This window comes from Salipiger sp. ABN3_019 (genome assembly GCF_056158605.1).
The window spans coordinates 1,532,013-1,548,794 of sequence record NZ_JBSWTP010000009.1; the positions used below are offsets into that span (position 1 = coordinate 1,532,013).

Genomic DNA, 16,782 nt, shown 5'->3' on the forward strand with positions numbered 1-16,782 from the left:
CGGCGGAACCGGCTGTCGCCGTGAGGCGGCAGCGGCCGCGTCAGTGAACCGGGGCAGAGTGCCGGGGTTCGGGTTCCGGAGAGGTGAGGTCACGGGCAGACCTTCCGAAAAAGGGCACGTCCCCGCGCCGGGCGGGGACGTGCGTGTCAGGGGATCAGCCTTCGGTGCGATACCAGTCGGCGGCGTTCCAGAGCTCGCTGTCCCAGGTGTTCAGGATGACACCGCCCAGCGTGTTGGAATGCGCCGACACGCGGCCACGGTCGACCAGCGGAACGATGGTCATCGTCTCTTTGGTGATGATGTCGTTCAGCTTCTTGGCCAGTTCGCCGCGCTTGTCCAGCTCGCCGGTCTGCGCCAGCTCGTCGAGCAGAGCATCATACTCCTCGTTGCAGAAGCGGTTGATGTTCTCACCCTGCCACTGCGAGGACGGCTTCGGCTCGTTGCCGCAGCGGTACATCTGCAGATAGGACTGCGGGTCGGTGCCGTCGAAGTTGTTCGCGTACATCTCGACGTCGGCATAGAACTTCTGGAAGGTGTCGGGCGAGCCCGGGTCACCGCCGAAGAACACCGAAGCGTCGACGTTGCGCAGTTCGGTTTCGACACCGATCTGGCGCCACCAATCCTTGATCAGGGCCTGGAAGTCCTGACGCACGGCATTGGTCGAGGTCTGGTAGAGCAGGCTCAGCTTCTCGCCGTCCTTCTCACGCACACCGTCGCCATCGCTGTCGGTCCAGCCCGCTTCTTCGAGCAGCGCCTTGGCGCCTTCGAGGTCCTGGGTCAGACATTCGGTGTTGTCCGAGGCGTAAAGCTCGGGCGCGGGCACGAGGTTACAGGTGGCGCGGCCAGCCTGACCATAGCCGATCTCGGTCAGCAAGTTGCGGTCGATGGCCATCGAGAGCGCCTTGCGGACTTTGAAGTCGGACAGGATCGGGTGCGGATGCGCGACGGTGGCGCGCTCGCCCTCGGGCAGGTCCGGCGACGGGTCGGTCATGTTCATCTCGAGACGTTCGACCAGGGTGCCGAAGGCCGAGACCGGGGTGCCAGCGCCGCCTTCAGCCATGGAGGCGAGGACGTCGGGGGCCAGCTGCAGGTTCCATGCGTAGTCGAACTCGCCGGTCTGCAGAACCGCGCGGGCCGCCAATTCCGCATCGCCGCCGCCCTTCAGCGTGACGGTGGCGAAAGCGGGCTTCGCGGGGTCACGGTAGTTGGGGTTTGCGGACAGCGAGATCACGTCGTTCGGCTTGAACTCGTCGACCACGAAGGGGCCGGTGCCGATCGGGTTGAAGTTGGCCTCGGTGCAGGTCGAGGCTGCCGCGCCCACGCAGTTCTCGAACTGCGCCTTTTGCAGGATCGGGGACTGGCCGCCCATGAACGGACCGTAGGGGTTCGGCATGGCCTTGTCGAAGCTCACCACCACGGTCAGATCGTCAGGGGTGTCGATCGCGGTGATGTGGTCGAACTTTGCCAGCTGCGCGCAGCCGCCTTCGGGGTTCATGCAGTAGTCGGCAGTGAATTTCACGTCAGCCGAGGTCACCGGCGAGCCGTCGGACCACAGCAGGCCCTCTTTCAGCTTCCAGGTAATCGACTTCAGGTCTTCCGCCACGCCGCCGTTTTCGACGGTGGGAATCTCTTCAGCCAGGAACGGGACCAGCGCGCCGGTCTCGGTGTAGCGGCCCAGCGGCTCGAGCACGAGCGACGAGGCTTCGATGTCCTTCGTGCCGCTCGACAGGTAGGGCGTCATGATCGACGGCGCCTGCCAATAGATGATGTTCACATGCCCGTCGGAGCCGCGCTCCGCCATTGCGGCGGGGGCCAGAGCAAAGCTGGCGGCAGCCCCGAGCAGGAGGGTCTTGAGTTTCATAGGTCACTCCCTGTTATCGACCTAAGACCATATTGGCCTTTCATCGACCGTTTGGTCTCTTCTTTGTATCAGCGGGAAAACCGTGAAACGCCGGACCCTTGGCCTCGGCGCTTGCACTCGTCTCATCCCGCTTGGGCCTCATCGAAACAGAACGCGCGCAAAATGCAAGCATTGCCTTGGGGTCAGGTGGGCCTTGGGTTTGACACTTTGACAAAGGTGCCTTTAGCGTTTGCACGGACCCATACGGAGAGGCCCTGATGCTGGACACCCCCATTGCGCGGATCGAACGCCTGCGCGTTGAATTCGAGACAAAAGACGGCCCGGTGGCCGGTGTCGAAGACGTAAGCTTCGAGATCAATGCGGGCGAAACCGTTTGCGTCGTTGGGGAATCCGGCTCGGGTAAGTCGGTCAGTTCGCTGTCTCTGATGCGGCTGATCGAGTTCGGCGGCGGCGAGATTGCCAACGGGCGCCTAATTTTTGATCGCAAGGACGGCGGCGAGACCGATCTCGCCAAGGCCAGCCAAGATGTGATGCGCGACATTCGCGGCAATGAGATCGGCATGATCTTCCAAGAGCCGATGACCGCGCTGAACCCGGTGTTCACCGTGGGCCGTCAGCTGACCGAGGGGCTGCGCGTTCACCGCGGGCTGAGCAAGGATGAGGCCGAGGCGCGGGCGTTGGAGCTGCTCAAGCAGGTGCGCATTCCCGAGCCCGAGCGGCGGCTGAAGCAATACCCGCACGAGCTGTCGGGCGGGATGCGGCAGCGCGTGGTGATCGCCATGGCGCTGGCCTGCAAGCCGCGCCTGCTGATCGCCGACGAGCCGACCACGGCGCTCGACGTGACCATTCAGGCCGAGATCCTCGCCCTGATGGACCGCCTCAAGCGCGAGACCGGCACGGCGGTGATGTTCATCACCCACGACATGGCGGTGGTGGCGCAGATGGCCGACCGCGTGGTGGTCATGTTCCGTGGCAACAAGGTGGAAGAGGGCACCGTCGAGGAGATCTTCGAGCGGCCCCAGCACCCCTATACGCAGGCGCTGCTGGCGGCGGTGCCGAAGCTGGGCGAGATGCGCGGCAAGGCGCTGCCCGAGCCGATGAAGCTGCTGGGCCGCGAGCAGGGCGAGATCAAACCGATCCCCGGCACCGACACGCCGCTGCTGGAAGTTGAGGGGCTGACCACGCGCTTTCCGGTGAAGGGCGGTTTCTTCCGCCAGACGGTGGCGAATGTGCATGCGGTCGAGGACGTCAGCTTTACCGTGAACAAGGGCCAGACGCTGAGCCTCGTGGGGGAATCGGGTTGCGGCAAGTCAACCTGCGGCCGCTCGATCCTGCGTCTGGTGGAGCCCGACAAGGGCCGTATCGTGCTCGACGGCGTTGATGTGATGGGGCTGGGGCCGAACATGCTGCGCGACGCGCGGCGCGAGATGCAGATGATCTTTCAGGATCCCTTCGCCTCGCTGAACCCCCAGATGAACCTTGCCGACCAAGTCGCTGAACCGATGCGCAATTACGGCTCTCACAAGGGCTCGGCAATGATGGACCGCGTGGCCATGCTGTTTGATCGTGTGGAACTGCCGCGCAGCTTCATGCGCCGCTTCCCGCATGAGCTTTCGGGCGGTCAACGACAGCGGATCGCCATTGCGCGTGCGCTGGCGCTCAACCCCAAGCTGATCGTGGCCGACGAGGCCGTGTCGGCGCTCGACGTATCGGTGCAGGCGCAGGTGGTCAATCTGATGATGGAACTGCAGGCCGAGCTTGGACTGTCCTATCTTTTCATCAGTCACGACATGGCGGTGGTCGAACGGGTCAGCCACAAAGTCGGGGTGATGTACCTTGGCCGGATCGTCGAAATCGGCCCCCGCGCGGCGGTTTTCGAGAACCCGCAGCACCCCTATACCAAGGCGCTGATGTCGGCGGTTCCGATCGCGGATCCGCGCCGCCGGAAGTCGGAAAAAGACCTCAATTTCAAGCCCATTCCCTCGCCCATTCACCCGGTTGGATACGAGCCAGAGACAAACGTGTATCAGCAGGTCGGGCACGATCATTTCGTGCTCACCTCTGCCAGCGGCTACTAAGGGTTGTGGCGACCCATACGGCGCTTCTCTGCCTAAAAGGAGAAAATTAGGGCTTGGAGGTGGATCTGTCGGCGTGTGATGATTATGCACGATCGGAACGAAGCACAGACACGAATTTGTGCCGGGCCCGAGAGCAGAAGGCAGAGACCAAGCGTGCAGACAGACGTCGCCAGCGGCAACACCGAAGGTGTCGGAACGACACTGAAACCCTTCCAGTTCCGGGGGCGGTTCCTGACCGCACTGGCGTTGCGCCTGAGCACGGCGCCGGACGCCCGGTTCTACGAGATGCTGGCGGACCGGCTGGAGAAGACACCGAACTTCTTCACCGACGCGCCGGTGATCATCGACCTTGAACAATCGCAGGCTGAGGTGAGCGCGGAGGCGCTGACCGAGCTTGTCGCCGACCTGCGCCGCCGTGACCTCGCGGTCTTTGGTATTCAGGGCGGCGGCGAGACCCTTAAAGAGGCGGCCGCAGGGCTGGGGCTGATCACCGTGACCGGCGGGCGGGATGCGCCGCTGCGCGGGGCGCTGCCCAGTTCCGAGCAGAAACGCCCGCAGCGGGTCATCCCCGAGCGCGCGCGCCCCGAGCCGACACCGGCACCGGAAGCGGCCCCCGAGCCGCAGCCCGCGCCGGAGCCGGTGCGCATGGCGCCGGAGAACAAGATCGTCACCATGCCGGTGCGTTCTGGCCAGACGGTGATCGCCGACAAGGGCGATCTGACGGTCGTGGGGCCGGTGAGTTCCGGCGCCGAGCTTTTTGCCGCCGGAAACATCCACGTCTATGGCCGCATGCGCGGTCGCGCCTTCGCGGGCATCGACGGGGACGAGAATGCCCGCATCTTCTGCCAGTCTCTCGATGCCGAGCTGCTGGCGATCGCCGGTCTTTACCGGACATCCGACAGCCTTGGCGCCGACGTGCGTCACAAGATGGTGCAGATTTACCTCGAGGACGAGCGGCTGATCGTTTCGCCGTTCGCCTGACCTCGACATTTAGACAGGAGCCGCCAGTGAGCAAAGTAATCGTTGTGACCTCGGGCAAGGGTGGCGTGGGCAAGACCACGTCCTCGGCTGCCATCAGCGCCGGTCTCGCGTCGCGCGGGCACCGTACCGTCGTGATCGACTTCGACGTGGGTCTGCGCAACCTCGACATGATCATGGGCTGCGAACGCCGCGTGGTGTTCGACTTCATCAACGTGATCCAGGGCGACGCCAAGCTGAATCAGGCGCTGATCCGCGACCGCCGGCTCGACAATCTCTACGTGCTGCCGACCTCGCAGACCCGCGACAAGGACGCGCTGACCCAAGAGGGCGTCGAGAAGGTGCTGAACGAGCTTCGCGAAGAGTTCGACTACATCATCTGCGACAGCCCGGCGGGCATCGAGCGCGGCGCGCAGCTGGCCATGTACTACGCCGACGAGGCGGTGGTGGTGACCAACCCCGAGGTCTCTTCGGTGCGCGACAGTGACCGGATGCTCGGCCTTCTGAGTTCGAAGACCGCCCGCGCCGAGCGCGGCGAGGAAGAGCAGATCAAGAGCCACCTGCTGCTTACCCGTTTCGACCCGAAACGCTCGGGTGAGGGCGAGATGATGTCGGTGGAGGATGTGCTGGAAATCCTCGCGATCCCGCTTCTGGGTGTGATCCCCGAAAGCCCCGCGGTGCTGCGCGCCTCGAACGTCGGTGTGCCGGTGACGCTGAACGAAAAGTCCCGCGCCGCCACCGCCTATGAGGAAGCCGTCGCGCGCCTCTGCGGAGAAGAGGTGGAGATGAAGATCGAAGGGGAGAAGGTTCCCAGCTTCATGTCGCGGCTCTTTGGGAGGAGCGCATGAAGGTTTTCGGCTTTACCTTCAACCGCAAGCCCAAGTCGTCGGCACAGGCCAAGGAGCGGCTGCAAATCCTTCTCGCGCATGAGCGCGGGTCGGGTCCGAAGGCCGAATTCCTGCCGCTGTTGCAGCGCGACATCCTCGAGGCGATCAAGCGGTATGTCGAGGTAAGCGACGACGCGGTCGGGATCCGGATGGATTCCGTCGGCGACGTCTCGAGCCTCGAGATCAACATCGAGCTGCCTGCGCAGGAAAAGAAAAAGGTCGCGGCAAAGGGCTGAGCCCTTTGCCGTTTGGCACGCTCGCGGCACCGGTCTTTAGGGACATGGCCCGCGCGGCTAAGGGGGCGCTGCCCCCGTCCGCCAAGGCGGACTCCCCCGGGATATTTTCGCCAAGAGGAAGCGGCGGACGTTTGGGCCTTGCTCCGCTCCGCGCTTTTCGGTAGCCGGGCGCCTTTCCACCGCGGAGGGTGTCATGGACAGTGCAGCATTTGCGTCGGGCGACGTTCTGGCGATCGACTTCGGAACCTCCAACTCGGCGGCAGCGATCATCGAGCAGGGCGCGGTGCGCCGCCTGCAGATCGAGGCGGGTAGCGAGACCCTTCCCACCGCCGTGTTCTTTCCCGCAGAGGGCGGCATGCTGATCGGCGCGGCGGCCTCTGAGGCGCTGATCGCTGGCGACGAAGGGCGCTATATGCGGGCGCTCAAGAGCGTGCTGGGCACGGCGCTTTTCCACGAAAAACGGTTGATCGGCGGCAAGCGGCGCACGCTGGCCGAGATCGTCACCGCCTTCTTGAAGGAAGTGAAGACGCGCGCCGAGGCCGAGGCCGGGCGGCGCTTCGACCGGGCGCTCTCGGGCCGGCCGGTGCATTTCCATTCCGCCGATCCCGAGCGCGACGCGCGCGCCGAGGAAGACCTGCGCGGCTGCTACAAGGCGGCGGGCTTCAAGCACGTGGAGATGATGTTCGAGCCCGAGGCGGCGGCGCTGGCCAGCGCGGTGGCCGAGGGCACCACCGGCACCGGGCTGATTGTCGATATCGGCGGCGGCACCTCGGATTTCACCGTCTTCCGCAGCGAGGGGACCGGCATCGCGATCACCGCCAGCCACGGCATCCGGCTGGGCGGCACGGATTTCGACCACGCGGTTTCGATGCGCCATGCCATGCCGCTGCTGGGGCTGGGCGGACAGTTGCGGCGTGACTTCGGCGGCGGGTTGCTGCCGGTGCCCAATGCGCTTTACGTCGACCTTTCCACATGGGCCAAGATCGCCTTTCTCTACAACCGCGACACCGAGCGGGCGGTGGAGGATCTGCTGCGCCATGCCGAAGCGCCCGAGCAGATGCAGCGCCTGAAGACGGTGATCGAGGACGAGCTGGGCCATGAGCTGGCCTTCGCGGTGGAGCGCGGCAAGATCGACGCCAACAGCGGCGCGGGGGCAGAGATCGCCATGGGGATGATCGCGCCGGGTCTGGCGGCGCGGGTCACGCCCGGCACGCTCAATGCGGCGCTGTCGGACATGCGCGAGGCGCTGCGCATGGCAATCTACGAGACGCTCATGCTGGCGCAGATCTCGCCCGCGCAGGTGGACAGCGTGGTGCTGGTCGGCGGCTCGAGCCTGATGGCGCTGGTGGGGGATGAGGCGCGGAGCGTCTGCCCGGGCGCGGTGCAGCGCCGATCGGAGGCGTTCACTGCGGTGGTCGACGGGCTGGCATGGGCCGCGGCGGGCCGGGGCGTCGCCCGCGCCTGAGGCTGCGCTGAAATAGGCCGCTTTGCGCAGCGCTTGGCTGGCGCGAGGCTGCGAATGCGCCCCGGCCCCCTTGTGGCTGGCGCGCAGGCGGGATTAGGTCGGCTCGGAAGACAGACCAAGGACGCCCCATGACCACCCGCCTTTCGCCGCGCGAGCTGCTGGAAAAGCTCGTCTCCTTTCCCACCGTCAGCACCGGCAGCAATCTCGACCTGATCGGCTGGACCGAAGACTATCTGGCCAGCCACGGCATCGACAGCCACCGCCACGCCAAACCCTCCGAGCCCGAGCTGAAGGCGGCGCTTTTCGCCCATGTGGGGCCGGAGACCGAGGGCGGCGTGGTGCTGTCGGGCCATACCGACGTGGTGCCGGTCGAGGGGCAGGCTTGGGACAGCGACCCTTGGATGCTGACCGAGCGCGAGGGGCGGCTCTACGGGCGCGGCGCCACCGATATGAAAGCCTTTGACGCGCTGGCGATCTGGGCGCTGGTCGAGGCCAAGCACCGGGGCGTGAGCCGGCCGCTGCAACTGGCGTTCAGCTATGACGAAGAGATCGGCTGCGAGGGGGCGATCGATCTGGTCGCGGCGATGCAGGGTGTCGTGCCCAAGGCCTCTGCGGTGATCGTCGGCGAGCCAACCATGCTGAAGCCTGTCACCGGCCACAAGGGCGGGCGCAGCTTCGAGATCCATGTGCATGGGGTCGAGGTGCACAGCTCGATCCTCGAGACCGGCGTGTCGGCGATCATGTGGGGTGCCAAGCTGATCGAGTGGTGCAACGAGGTGAACGCCGAATGTGCCGCCGCCGAGCCGGGCCCGGTGGCGCAGCTGTTCACCCCGCCGCACACCAATGTGCATGTGGGGCAAATCCGCGGCGGCACGGCGCAGAACATCACCGCCAAGGACTGCTGGTTCCCGCTTGGCTTCCGCGTGGTGCCGGGCGAAGACCCCGAGTATTGGACCGGCCGCATGATGGACAAGGTTGCCGAGCTGACCGCGCAGATGCAGGCGGTGCGGCCCGAGGCGTGGATCGAGGTCAAGGACGCCTTCAACCTGCCGCCCTTTGCGCCGACCGACGACAACCGCGCCGAGGAACTGGTGCGGCAGATCACCGGCGACAACGCCAAGCGCCACGTCAGCTATGGCACCGAAGCGAGCCACTTCCAGAACGGCGGCTATGATGTGGTGGTCTGCGGGCCGGGCGACATCGGCATCGCGCATCAGCCCAATGAATCCATCGCCGTCTCGCAGTTGCAGGCGGGGCAGGCCTTCATGGAGAAACTTCTGGAGCGACTGGCATGAGCGTGGTGTTTCCCTTCCGCGACGAGGGTCCGGTCGAGCATCAGGGCGCGCTGCCCGAAGCGGCTGATCTGGTGGTCATCGGTGGCGGCGTCATCGGCACCTGCACGGCGCTCTTTGCCAACCGCGCCGGGCTGAAGGTTGTACTGCTTGAAAAGGGCCGCATTGCCGCCGAGCAAAGCTCGCGCAACTGGGGCTGGATCCGCGTGCAGGGCCGGGACATGGCCGAGATCCCCGTGGCGCTCGAGGCGCAGCAACTCTGGCAGGAGCTCGACACGCTCTGCGAAGGACGGCTGGGAACGCGCACCGTGGGGGTAGGCTATCTCGCCAAGAGCGCATCCGAGATGGAGGCCTTTGCCAGCTGGCTCGAAGAGGCGAGGCCTTTGGGGGTCAGCTCCGAGCTGCTGGATGCCGAGGCCACCAAAGCGCAGCTTGGCGCGACCAACAGCCCGTGGGTCGGCATGCTGCACACGCCCACCGACATGAAGGGCGAGCCGTGGCAGGCGGTGCCAGAACTGGCGCGGCTTGCGGCCTCCGAAGGGGTGATCGTGCGCGAGCGCTGCGCCGTGCGCGGGATCGAGCGCAGTGCAGGCCGGGTGAGCGGCGTGGTCACCGAAGCCGGAACGATCCGCTGCGAGCGGGCGGTGCTGTCGGGCGGGGCGTGGTCGGGGCTGTTCCTCAAGCGGCATGGCGTGACCATCCCGCAGCTTTCGGTGCGCTCCACCGCCATGGCCACCGCGCCGCTGCCGCAACTGGTCAACAAGGCGGCGGTGGATGATGTGCTGGCCTTCCGCCCGCGTGCCGATGGGGGCTACACGCTGGCGCCTTCGGCCTTCTCCGAGCTCTTTCTCGGCCCCGATGCGGTGCGTCACGCGCGGCCCTATCTGACGCTGGCGCGGCAGGGCAGTTTCGACGTGCATTTCCGTGCCAAGGCGCCCGCGGGCTATCCCGACGCCTGGGGCACGCCGCGGAGCTGGCGCGACGACGAAGAGACCCCATTCGAGCGGATGCGCATCCTCTCGCCCGAGCCCAATGCCAGCAAGGTCGCCTCCACCCGCGCGCAGTTCGCGCAGCATTTCCCCGAGATGGGCGAGGTGCCGTTGCAGGCAAGCTGGGCGGGGATGATCGACGTGATGCCCGATGTGGTGCCGGTGGTGGATCACGTGGCGCAGATCCCGGGGCTGATCGTGGCGACCGGCATGTGCGGGCATGGCTTCGGCATCGGGCCGGGCTTTGGCCGCGTGGTCGCGGATATGGCGCAGGGCAGGGACCCGGGGCACGACCTCACACGCTTCCGCCTGTCGCGCTTTTCCGATGGCAGCAAACTGGTGCCCGGGCCGAACCTCTGAGGGTGGGCGTCCGGGGCGCGGGGCGCGTGTCTCGCGCGCTGCAAGGGCATCGCGCTTTTGTCTTCCCTCGGGTCATACGCCGCCGGAGCTTGCCACTGTCATGGCAGGGTGGCAGGCTCCGCGGCAAATATGATCAAACAACAGGGACCCATCCCCATGCCCGTCAAGAACCGCTTTGCAGAGCTGCAGTCCGAGATTACCGAATGGCGCCGCGATCTGCATGAGAACCCCGAGCTGCTGTTCGACACGCATCGCACCTCGGCGCTGGTGGCCGAAAAGCTGCAGGCCTTCGGCTGCGACGAGGTGGTCACCGGCATCGGGCGCACCGGCGTCGTGGGCGTGATCAAGGGCAAGGCGAGCGGTTCGGGCAAGGTCATCGGGTTGCGCGCCGATATGGATGCGCTGCCGATCCTCGAGGACACCGGGCTCGATTATGCTTCCAAGACCCCCGGCGCGATGCATGCCTGCGGTCATGACGGGCACACCGCCATGCTGCTGGGGGCGGCGAAATACCTCGCCGAGACGCGCAATTTCGACGGCACCGTGGTGGTGATCTTCCAGCCCGCCGAAGAGGGCGGCGGCGGCGGCAAAGAGATGTGCGACGACGGCATGATGGCACGCTGGGGCATTCAGGAAGTCTATGGCATGCACAATTGGCCGGGCGTGCCGGTGGGCCAGTTCGCCATCCGTCCCGGCGCCTTCTTCGCCGCCACTGACATCTTCGAGGTGACCGTGGAAGGCAAGGGCGGCCATGCTGCCAAGCCGCATGAGACCATCGACCCCACCGTCGCCTCGGCGCAGATCGTCACCGCGCTGCAGACGATTGCCAGCCGCAATGCCGACCCGGTGAGCCAGATCGTCGTCTCGGTGACCAGCTTCGAGACCTCATCGACCGCCTTCAACGTGATCCCGCAGCGGGTCACGATGCGCGGCACCGTGCGCACGCTGGCACCACTGAACCGCGATCTGGCCGAGACCCGGATTAACGACATCTGCACCGGCATGGCGGCGGCGCTCGGCTGCGCGGCAAAGGTGGACTACACGCGCAACTACCCGGTGATGGTCAATTCCGAGGAGCAGACCGAGTTCGCCGCCGATGTGGCCCGCGTCGTCTCCGGCGATTGTGCCGATGCGCCGCTGGTCATGGGCGGTGAGGATTTCGCCTTCATGCTCGAAGAGCGCCCCGGCGCCTATATCCTCGTCGGCAATGGCGACACGGCGGCGGTGCACCACCCGCAGTACAACTTCAACGACGAGGCCATCCCGGCGGGCTGCTCGTGGTGGGCCGAGATCGTCGAGCGCCGCATGCCGGCGGCTTGAGCTGACTGGGACGGGAGGGGGCGCTGCCCCCTCGCCGCTGCGCGGCTCACCCCCGGCGTATTTTCAAAGAGAAGAAGCCCGGGCGCAGCAGGCAGCGCGATTTTTCGTGCGGGTGCCCGGGCGGGCGCTGGCGCGGACCTCTGGCACGCAGGGTAACGGGGCGAGACGACAGGCATATTTCGGCGCTGGCGGATCTCGGCTTTGGCAGATTTGCGATTGCGGAGGCTTCCGCTTTGTTCTAAGACCCGCCGCAGGCACCCGTAGCTCAGCTGGATAGAGCGCTGCCCTCCGAAGGCAGAGGCCATAGGTTCGAATCCTATCGGGTGCGCCATTTCGCATTTATCCAGCTGAAACACCTCTAGGGTCAGGACTCGTTCTCTCTCAAAGCCAGAAGATCACGGTCGCAGCGAGTGCGATTGCTGAGAAGAAGGTTTGCGGGCAGCGGTCAAAACGGGTCGCAACCCTCCTCCCGTCCTTGAGCCTGCCGAACGTGATCTCGATCCGGTTGCGACGTTTGTATCTGCGCTTGTCATACCGGACGGGCGTCTTCCGTTTCTTCCGGCCCGGGATGCAAGGACGTATCTTCTTGTCCTGCAAGGCTTCTCTGAACCAATCGGCATCGTATCCACGATCTCCGAGCAGCCACTTCACGTTGGGCAACCCACTGATCAGGGCACGCGCCCCGATGTAGTCGCTGACGGGTCTGGCAGTCAGGAACAGGTCGATGGGTCGGCCCTGACTGTCGCAGATGGCGTGCAGCTTGGTATTCATGCCGCCTTTGGTTCGACCGATCAGACGACCGCGCCCCCCTTTTTGGCGACCATGCTGGTCGCCGTTCGATGGGCCTTGAGATATGTCGCGTCGATCATCACGGTCTTCTTTTCGCCGTGCTCAGCGGCCAGACCTGCCATTATCCGCGCGAAGACACCCCGTTCGTGGCCTCTCTCAAACCGCTGGCGTTTGGCCACTCACCTCCAACGCTTCCAGCGGTTGTAGAGCGTCTTGTGCGGGCCGTATTCCCTCGGCGCATCTCGCCACCGCAAGCCATTGCGATTGATGAAGATAATCCCGCTCAGGACACGCCGGTCATCAACCCTGGGCTTGCCGTGCGACTTGGGGAAGTAAGGCTCCAGACGCGCCATCTGCGCATCGCTCAACCTGAAAAGGTCAGACATGTTCACCGCTCGTTTTCGAATAGTGAATCACGCGCGCCCAACCAAATCAATGGGTCCCGACCCTAACGGCAGCCTCAGGGACGAACTGCTGGACGAGGAGCGCTTCGACAGGCAGGTCGAGGCGCTGCGAAAGCTGGATCTGTGGCACAACGACGACAACACGGTCAGGCCGCAACCGTCATCTTCTGGCTCTGAAAATCAATGAGTTTGGCGCGTAATCCGTTATGAGATGAGCCGACGAAAGGGCAGCTTTGGATGAACAAGGAGTACCCCAAGGAGAAAACTGATCACACAGGCCCAAGCCCATTGCCCAATGCTTCCAAGGTCGGTAGCGCGGCGCAGCGCCAGCAAAACGCCGCTATGAACAAGATAGATAGCGAGTGATAGCGGCCCAAGAAACCGCTCTACCTTTCCAAGCGATATTTGGATGTTAAGCGCGATTATGAAGACTGTCGGGGCAAGAATACTCATTGAGATCAGGTTGTCAGCTCTATTGGGTCTTACTGCAAAAAGTAAATTGCTTACGATCTCTAGAGCTAGAATCGCTCCCCCCAACAAGAGAAGCGGCACCGCATGTTCGCTCAAAGCCCCGTAAATCCTTTCACGGGTCGCAATTAAATATCCTATGCCGAGGTAAGGTAAAGCAAAAGTGAAAAATGATCTATTTAGTGCGCCCTCATTTATGGCTTCGAATGCAGCGCCCTCAGGGCCAAAAAAGTAGTAATATTGAAGTCCGAAGCCCAACATAAGTCCGAACACGATGATTGCTGGAATAAGGAGCTCCTGATTCCACTCAATCAATAGAAATAGCAGCAATGCAGCGAGCAATAGCGCAATCAAATACCAGAGATGATAGTGCCCGATTGCGATGACTTTTGCTAAATGGAGGCCCGGGTGATCTTTACCAATCATAGGTCTAAGCCAAATGGGTGAATATATAATCGTCCAACCAATATAAATTGTGAAAATTCGCGTCGCCCAGATCCTGAAGCGCCCTTTTTCGATCGTTCGCGCGAGAAAATACCCGCTAACAACAAAAAATAGTGGAACAGCTATCCGCAAGATACCTTGCGTTATCACAATGCTTGCATTTGGGCTGATCGACTTCAAGGGATCAGAATGCAGAGTGATGACAAGAAATGCGCCTAAGACGCGCAGGAGGTCGACGCATACAAGTCTATTGGATTTTTTTGGTAAATTATCCAGCTCTTCACCCAGAATCGAAAATGCGACCCAGTTTATTGATCAAGCAAGAATTGTGTATCAGATTTCCTTAATGCCTTCAATGCGCTCAGTGAGGAAATTAAGATCAATTGCGCTGAGGGTCCATTGCTTTCGTGCAGTTGTCATGAGTCAGCCTCTTTAATGAGCGGTTGAAAATGGGCAACCTTTTCAGGCTTACCGAAGAGCAGTTGGCGCGCCTGCGACCTTTCTTCCCGAAAAGTCACGGCAGTCCGCGCGTCCATTGCCCGACAGGGCATTGCGCAGCAATGCGCGAGGGATGGCCGGCGCGTGCTAAGTAGTATTATATTCATCAACCACAATGGCTTACGTTGGCGCGACGCGCCGGAAGCCTATGGTCTGCACAAGACATGGTGCGATTGCGGCGGTCGCTCTTTGCGGGCGAACGAGGTCCGGTATTTTGGCCTCATGGATAAATGCTGTGAGGAGAACGATCTATCGCAAACTAAGCGGGTTTGGACGTTTCGCTGAAAGAGATTTCGATCTGTGTTGTCGATCGTGATGGCAAGACGATCGCGCGCGGCGCTTGTCTCCGGCGCAGCAGGGTCGAAACGAAAATGAACTGCGTGAAAATGCGCGACCAGCCGCTGGTGCCACGGGACTTTCACCGCAAGATGTCAGAGGTTCTGATGCGCGAGGTGGTCCTTAACCGTTTCACGGCACTCGGTATTCCGATCACCATAGCCGCAGGATCAGCGTGTCCGGGGAAAGGCGAAGTGCGATTATCAGCTGATTTGCGGAACAGCGCGACACTACCCATGAGCGCAGCTGGCACATCCCGTTAGCCCAGCCTGCGCTTTAGCCTTTCGATCAGGCCTATATGACGAGCAGGCTCGTCTAGCGCGCAAATGTGAGCGCGGATTTTCTCTAGGTGCTCCTTTGGAATTGGCGAGGCGTCCTGTGGCAAGAGCGCGCTGAAATCGCACATCGAGTTGCCTAGGCGATCGTTAACAACCATTCGGCTCGGCCGGTAGTCCGGCGTGCTCATGAACGCCAGAAAGGGCCAGGTCCAGGAAGTGCCGAGGCCAAGTCGGGTCAGAGCACGCTGGACCTCGGGCGCGTCCGCTTCCAAAGCCGAGAGATTGACCAAGTCCGGCGTGCCAAATTCTGCGTGGCCTGAATTGAAATACGCCGACGCCACCGCGTAGTCTGCCTGCCATTCGCGAATTTGCGACAGATTGGACCCAATGCTCGCCCCTAGAGCCGCCGCCAAGACTGTGGCGATGAGTGATGTGCTGACAGCCGGGGAGCGCGGCACGACAGCGGGAGGCAGCCAGAGCATCAGCGGCAGCGGCGCAATCAGCATCATGAGCGCCATCAATGACCGGGCTGATCCGTAGCGCCCGATCAGGAAGTTGAAGTGCTGAGCCATGAGAAGAGGGATCAAAAGACCAATACATGTTGCGATGAGAAGGTTGGCGCTCATGCGCAGCGGCGACACTCGATAGACCGCCATCGCTGCCAGCATCGCGAGAGCAAGCGCCCAAAGCGACGGATTTTTGACAATGCGCCTGGGGTCTAAAATGAAGATCGCGTTGCCATTGGCGCCAGAACTCAATCCGGAGAACTTAAGCCAAACGAGGCTCCCCAGAAGCGACGCCTGGCAAAGTAGAAGCGCCAGCCGTTCGACTCGCGGCAACGTTGGCAGGCGTAGCGTCAGGGCGGATATGATCAGCAGGCCGAAAGCTCCAACCTCGTGCGAGAAGAGCATCAGAAAAGCGCTCGGCACACTTAGAGCGATCAGCAGTCTGTGACCGCTGAGCAGGAGGAATACCGTCAGCCAGAAGAACCCTATCCCCAATTGCAACTCCGAGGGGAAGCCGAAGCTGAGCCCCGTGCCAAAAAGATAGGAGGCCACTGGAAGGATCAGATACCGCGTATTGTTCCGCCAACCGAGGCGCGCGATAAGCACGTGCTGCACGCAAATGAGCGCGTAAAAGAAGAAGCCGTAAAATTTCGAAATTATTGGCCCCGACAGCTCGAAGACGTCGGCGACCAGCTTTGTTGGGGCTGCTGTCATCAAATAGGCGGTAAGTCGCGCGGAAAAATCACTCCAATGCAAGGACCATGGCTCGTTGGCAGCGATGATGAAGGAAAAGAACGCCCCGTCTGCGAAGTTCATGCTTCCGAAGTAAAGTGCGGCAATTGCGAGCGCCATTTGATGGGCGATGGTAATGGAGAAAATCGCGCGCACGAAGCTGTCGGGTAGAGAGAGAATGTCTGCACTTGCCCTGCGTAGGAGTCCTGTGCCATTGCTCATATCTGCTATCCACAATTTTGCATTCTAAATATGATCATCGGCAGCTTCGATATTCGAAGTGTGATTGGATGCCGAGTTACTGGTTTTTCGAAAGGGAGATTTGTTTGTTCTGAAGTGAGGGGCGTAAAAAGCCACTGTATAATGTCTGGGCGTAATAATTACGCGTTCTGGTGATGGCTTATTTGGGTATATATATGTACTGATGAATTAAAAAAATATTACTGTAGATGAAAGGTAGGATAAGCTGCTTTTGGCTAAGCCGTTAGCAGAACTGGTGCGCTCCGAAGCTCCTCACGGTTATCGGCTAAAAAAGCGGCAAATCTTCTGCTGCGCCTCGCTTCGCGTCCAAAATTTGGTCTCGGTGGTGTTGGCGGGGCGTGGTGGCAGAGGTCGCGTCAGGACCTGATGCGCCTTCCCCCAGCTGCGGTCGGGGCCCGCGTTCGATCTCGGCTGTGCCGAGGGCATTGAGGCGGTTCATCGATGCGACGCCAATGTGGACTTCGTTGATGGGGGCCATGCTTTCTGGCCAGCCAGTCCCGTCGCCTCCAAGAGAGTTCGACCTTTCTGGTCGCAGGCGCGCCACTCCTCTCCCAAAGCCTTGTCTTTCTGCGACTAGCGCGGCTTGCGCGGCTTGGCCTG

The 16,782-nt window shown here is 62.6% G+C and carries 11 protein-coding genes, 1 tRNA gene and 4 pseudogenes; 12 read left to right on the forward strand and 4 right to left on the reverse strand.

From position 1 onward, the window contains the following. Nucleotides 1–154 precede the first annotated feature (154 nt). Nucleotides 155–1,861, reverse strand: a complete 1,707-nt coding sequence (locus ACXAD2_RS15550) for a peptide ABC transporter substrate-binding protein (RefSeq protein ID WP_475171728.1) — start codon at nt 1,859–1,861, stop codon at nt 155–157. A gap of 257 nt (nt 1,862–2,118) precedes the next feature. Here ACXAD2_RS15550 and ACXAD2_RS15555 point away from each other — a divergent pair, with 257 nt between their 5' ends. The 9 genes from ACXAD2_RS15555 to ACXAD2_RS15595 all read left to right on the forward strand — a co-directional run bounded on the left by ACXAD2_RS15555 (nt 2,119) and on the right by ACXAD2_RS15595 (nt 11,797). Next, nucleotides 2,119–3,939: an ABC transporter ATP-binding protein gene (locus tag ACXAD2_RS15555; protein WP_164182496.1), complete on the forward strand. Its 1,821-nt coding sequence runs from the start codon at nt 2,119–2,121 to the stop codon at nt 3,937–3,939. Nucleotides 3,940–4,092: 153 nt separating this feature from the next. Further along, a complete protein-coding gene (gene minC, locus ACXAD2_RS15560) occupies nt 4,093–4,920 on the forward strand; it encodes a septum site-determining protein MinC (protein ID WP_066105521.1) in 828 nt (275 codons plus the stop codon). A gap of 26 nt (nt 4,921–4,946) precedes the next feature. Beyond that, entirely contained in the window at nt 4,947–5,765 is an 819-nt protein-coding gene (gene minD, locus ACXAD2_RS15565) for a septum site-determining protein MinD (protein WP_066105524.1), read from the forward strand. Continuing rightward, entirely contained in the window at nt 5,762–6,040 is a 279-nt protein-coding gene (gene minE, locus ACXAD2_RS15570; RefSeq protein WP_066105526.1) for a cell division topological specificity factor MinE, read from the forward strand. Before minD ends, minE begins: the two co-directional genes overlap by 4 nt. 193 nt (nt 6,041–6,233) lie before the next feature. Then, nucleotides 6,234–7,505, forward strand: a complete 1,272-nt coding sequence (locus tag ACXAD2_RS15575; RefSeq protein ID WP_475171731.1) for an Hsp70 family protein — start codon at nt 6,234–6,236, stop codon at nt 7,503–7,505. A 128-nt stretch (nt 7,506–7,633) separates the two neighbouring features. Further along, nucleotides 7,634–8,800 carry an acetylornithine deacetylase gene (gene argE, locus ACXAD2_RS15580; protein WP_475171733.1) on the forward strand — a complete coding sequence of 389 codons (1,167 nt, stop codon included), beginning with the start codon at nt 7,634–7,636 and terminating at the stop codon, nt 8,798–8,800. Next, nucleotides 8,797–10,146 carry an NAD(P)/FAD-dependent oxidoreductase gene (locus ACXAD2_RS15585; RefSeq protein WP_475171735.1) on the forward strand — a complete coding sequence of 450 codons (1,350 nt, stop codon included), beginning with the start codon at nt 8,797–8,799 and terminating at the stop codon, nt 10,144–10,146. The genes argE and ACXAD2_RS15585 overlap by 4 nt, the downstream gene beginning before the upstream one ends. A 156-nt stretch (nt 10,147–10,302) precedes the next feature. Further along, the gene (locus ACXAD2_RS15590; protein ID WP_475171738.1) at nt 10,303–11,466 is read left to right on the forward strand and encodes a M20 aminoacylase family protein; all 1,164 of its coding nucleotides are present in this window, start codon (nt 10,303–10,305) and stop codon (nt 11,464–11,466) included. 254 nt (nt 11,467–11,720) lie between these two features. Beyond that, a tRNA-Arg gene (locus ACXAD2_RS15595) sits at nt 11,721–11,797 on the forward strand. 50 nt (nt 11,798–11,847) lie between these two features. On the opposite strand, the pseudogene ACXAD2_RS15600 reads toward ACXAD2_RS15595, so the two are convergent. Beyond that, nucleotides 11,848–12,641 (reverse strand): annotated as a pseudogene (locus ACXAD2_RS15600) (IS5 family transposase). Nucleotides 12,642–12,705: 64 nt separating this feature from the next. On the opposite strand from ACXAD2_RS15600, the pseudogene ACXAD2_RS15605 reads away from it, so the two are divergent. Further along, nucleotides 12,706–12,822, forward strand: a pseudogene (locus ACXAD2_RS15605) (integrase core domain-containing protein); the annotation flags it as partial. A 41-nt stretch (nt 12,823–12,863) separates the two neighbouring features. Here ACXAD2_RS15605 and ACXAD2_RS15610 read toward each other — a convergent pair. Continuing rightward, nucleotides 12,864–13,883, reverse strand: coding sequence for an acyltransferase family protein (locus tag ACXAD2_RS15610; RefSeq protein WP_475174901.1), 1,020 nt, complete (start codon nt 13,881–13,883; stop codon nt 12,864–12,866). Between the two features lie 137 nt (nt 13,884–14,020). Here ACXAD2_RS15610 and ACXAD2_RS15615 point away from each other — a divergent pair. Then, nucleotides 14,021–14,234 (forward strand): annotated as a pseudogene (locus ACXAD2_RS15615) (hypothetical protein); the annotation flags it as partial. A 182-nt stretch (nt 14,235–14,416) separates the two neighbouring features. After that, nucleotides 14,417–14,575 (forward strand): annotated as a pseudogene (locus ACXAD2_RS15620) (IS5/IS1182 family transposase); the annotation flags it as partial. 89 nt (nt 14,576–14,664) lie between these two features. Here ACXAD2_RS15620 and ACXAD2_RS15625 read toward each other — a convergent pair. After that, on the reverse strand, nt 14,665–16,143 hold the full coding sequence (locus ACXAD2_RS15625) for a hypothetical protein (RefSeq protein WP_475171740.1): 1,479 nt from the start codon (nt 16,141–16,143) through the stop codon (nt 14,665–14,667). Between the last annotated feature and the right edge of the window lie 639 nt (nt 16,144–16,782).

Coding starts and splice junctions, on each gene's coding strand:
- ACXAD2_RS15555 (WP_164182496.1), top strand. CDS start 2,119: ATGCTGGACACCCCCATTGCGCGGATCGAACGCCTGCGCGTTGAATTC.
- ACXAD2_RS15575 (WP_475171731.1), top strand. CDS start 6,234: ATGGACAGTGCAGCATTTGCGTCGGGCGACGTTCTGGCGATCGACTTC.
- ACXAD2_RS15590 (WP_475171738.1), top strand. CDS start 10,303: ATGCCCGTCAAGAACCGCTTTGCAGAGCTGCAGTCCGAGATTACCGAA.
- argE (WP_475171733.1), top strand. CDS start 7,634: ATGACCACCCGCCTTTCGCCGCGCGAGCTGCTGGAAAAGCTCGTCTCC.
- minE (WP_066105526.1), top strand. CDS start 5,762: ATGAAGGTTTTCGGCTTTACCTTCAACCGCAAGCCCAAGTCGTCGGCA.
- ACXAD2_RS15585 (WP_475171735.1), top strand. CDS start 8,797: ATGAGCGTGGTGTTTCCCTTCCGCGACGAGGGTCCGGTCGAGCATCAG.
- ACXAD2_RS15550 (WP_475171728.1), bottom strand. CDS start 1,861: ATGAAACTCAAGACCCTCCTGCTCGGGGCTGCCGCCAGCTTTGCTCTG.
- ACXAD2_RS15625 (WP_475171740.1), bottom strand. CDS start 16,143: ATGAGCAATGGCACAGGACTCCTACGCAGGGCAAGTGCAGACATTCTC.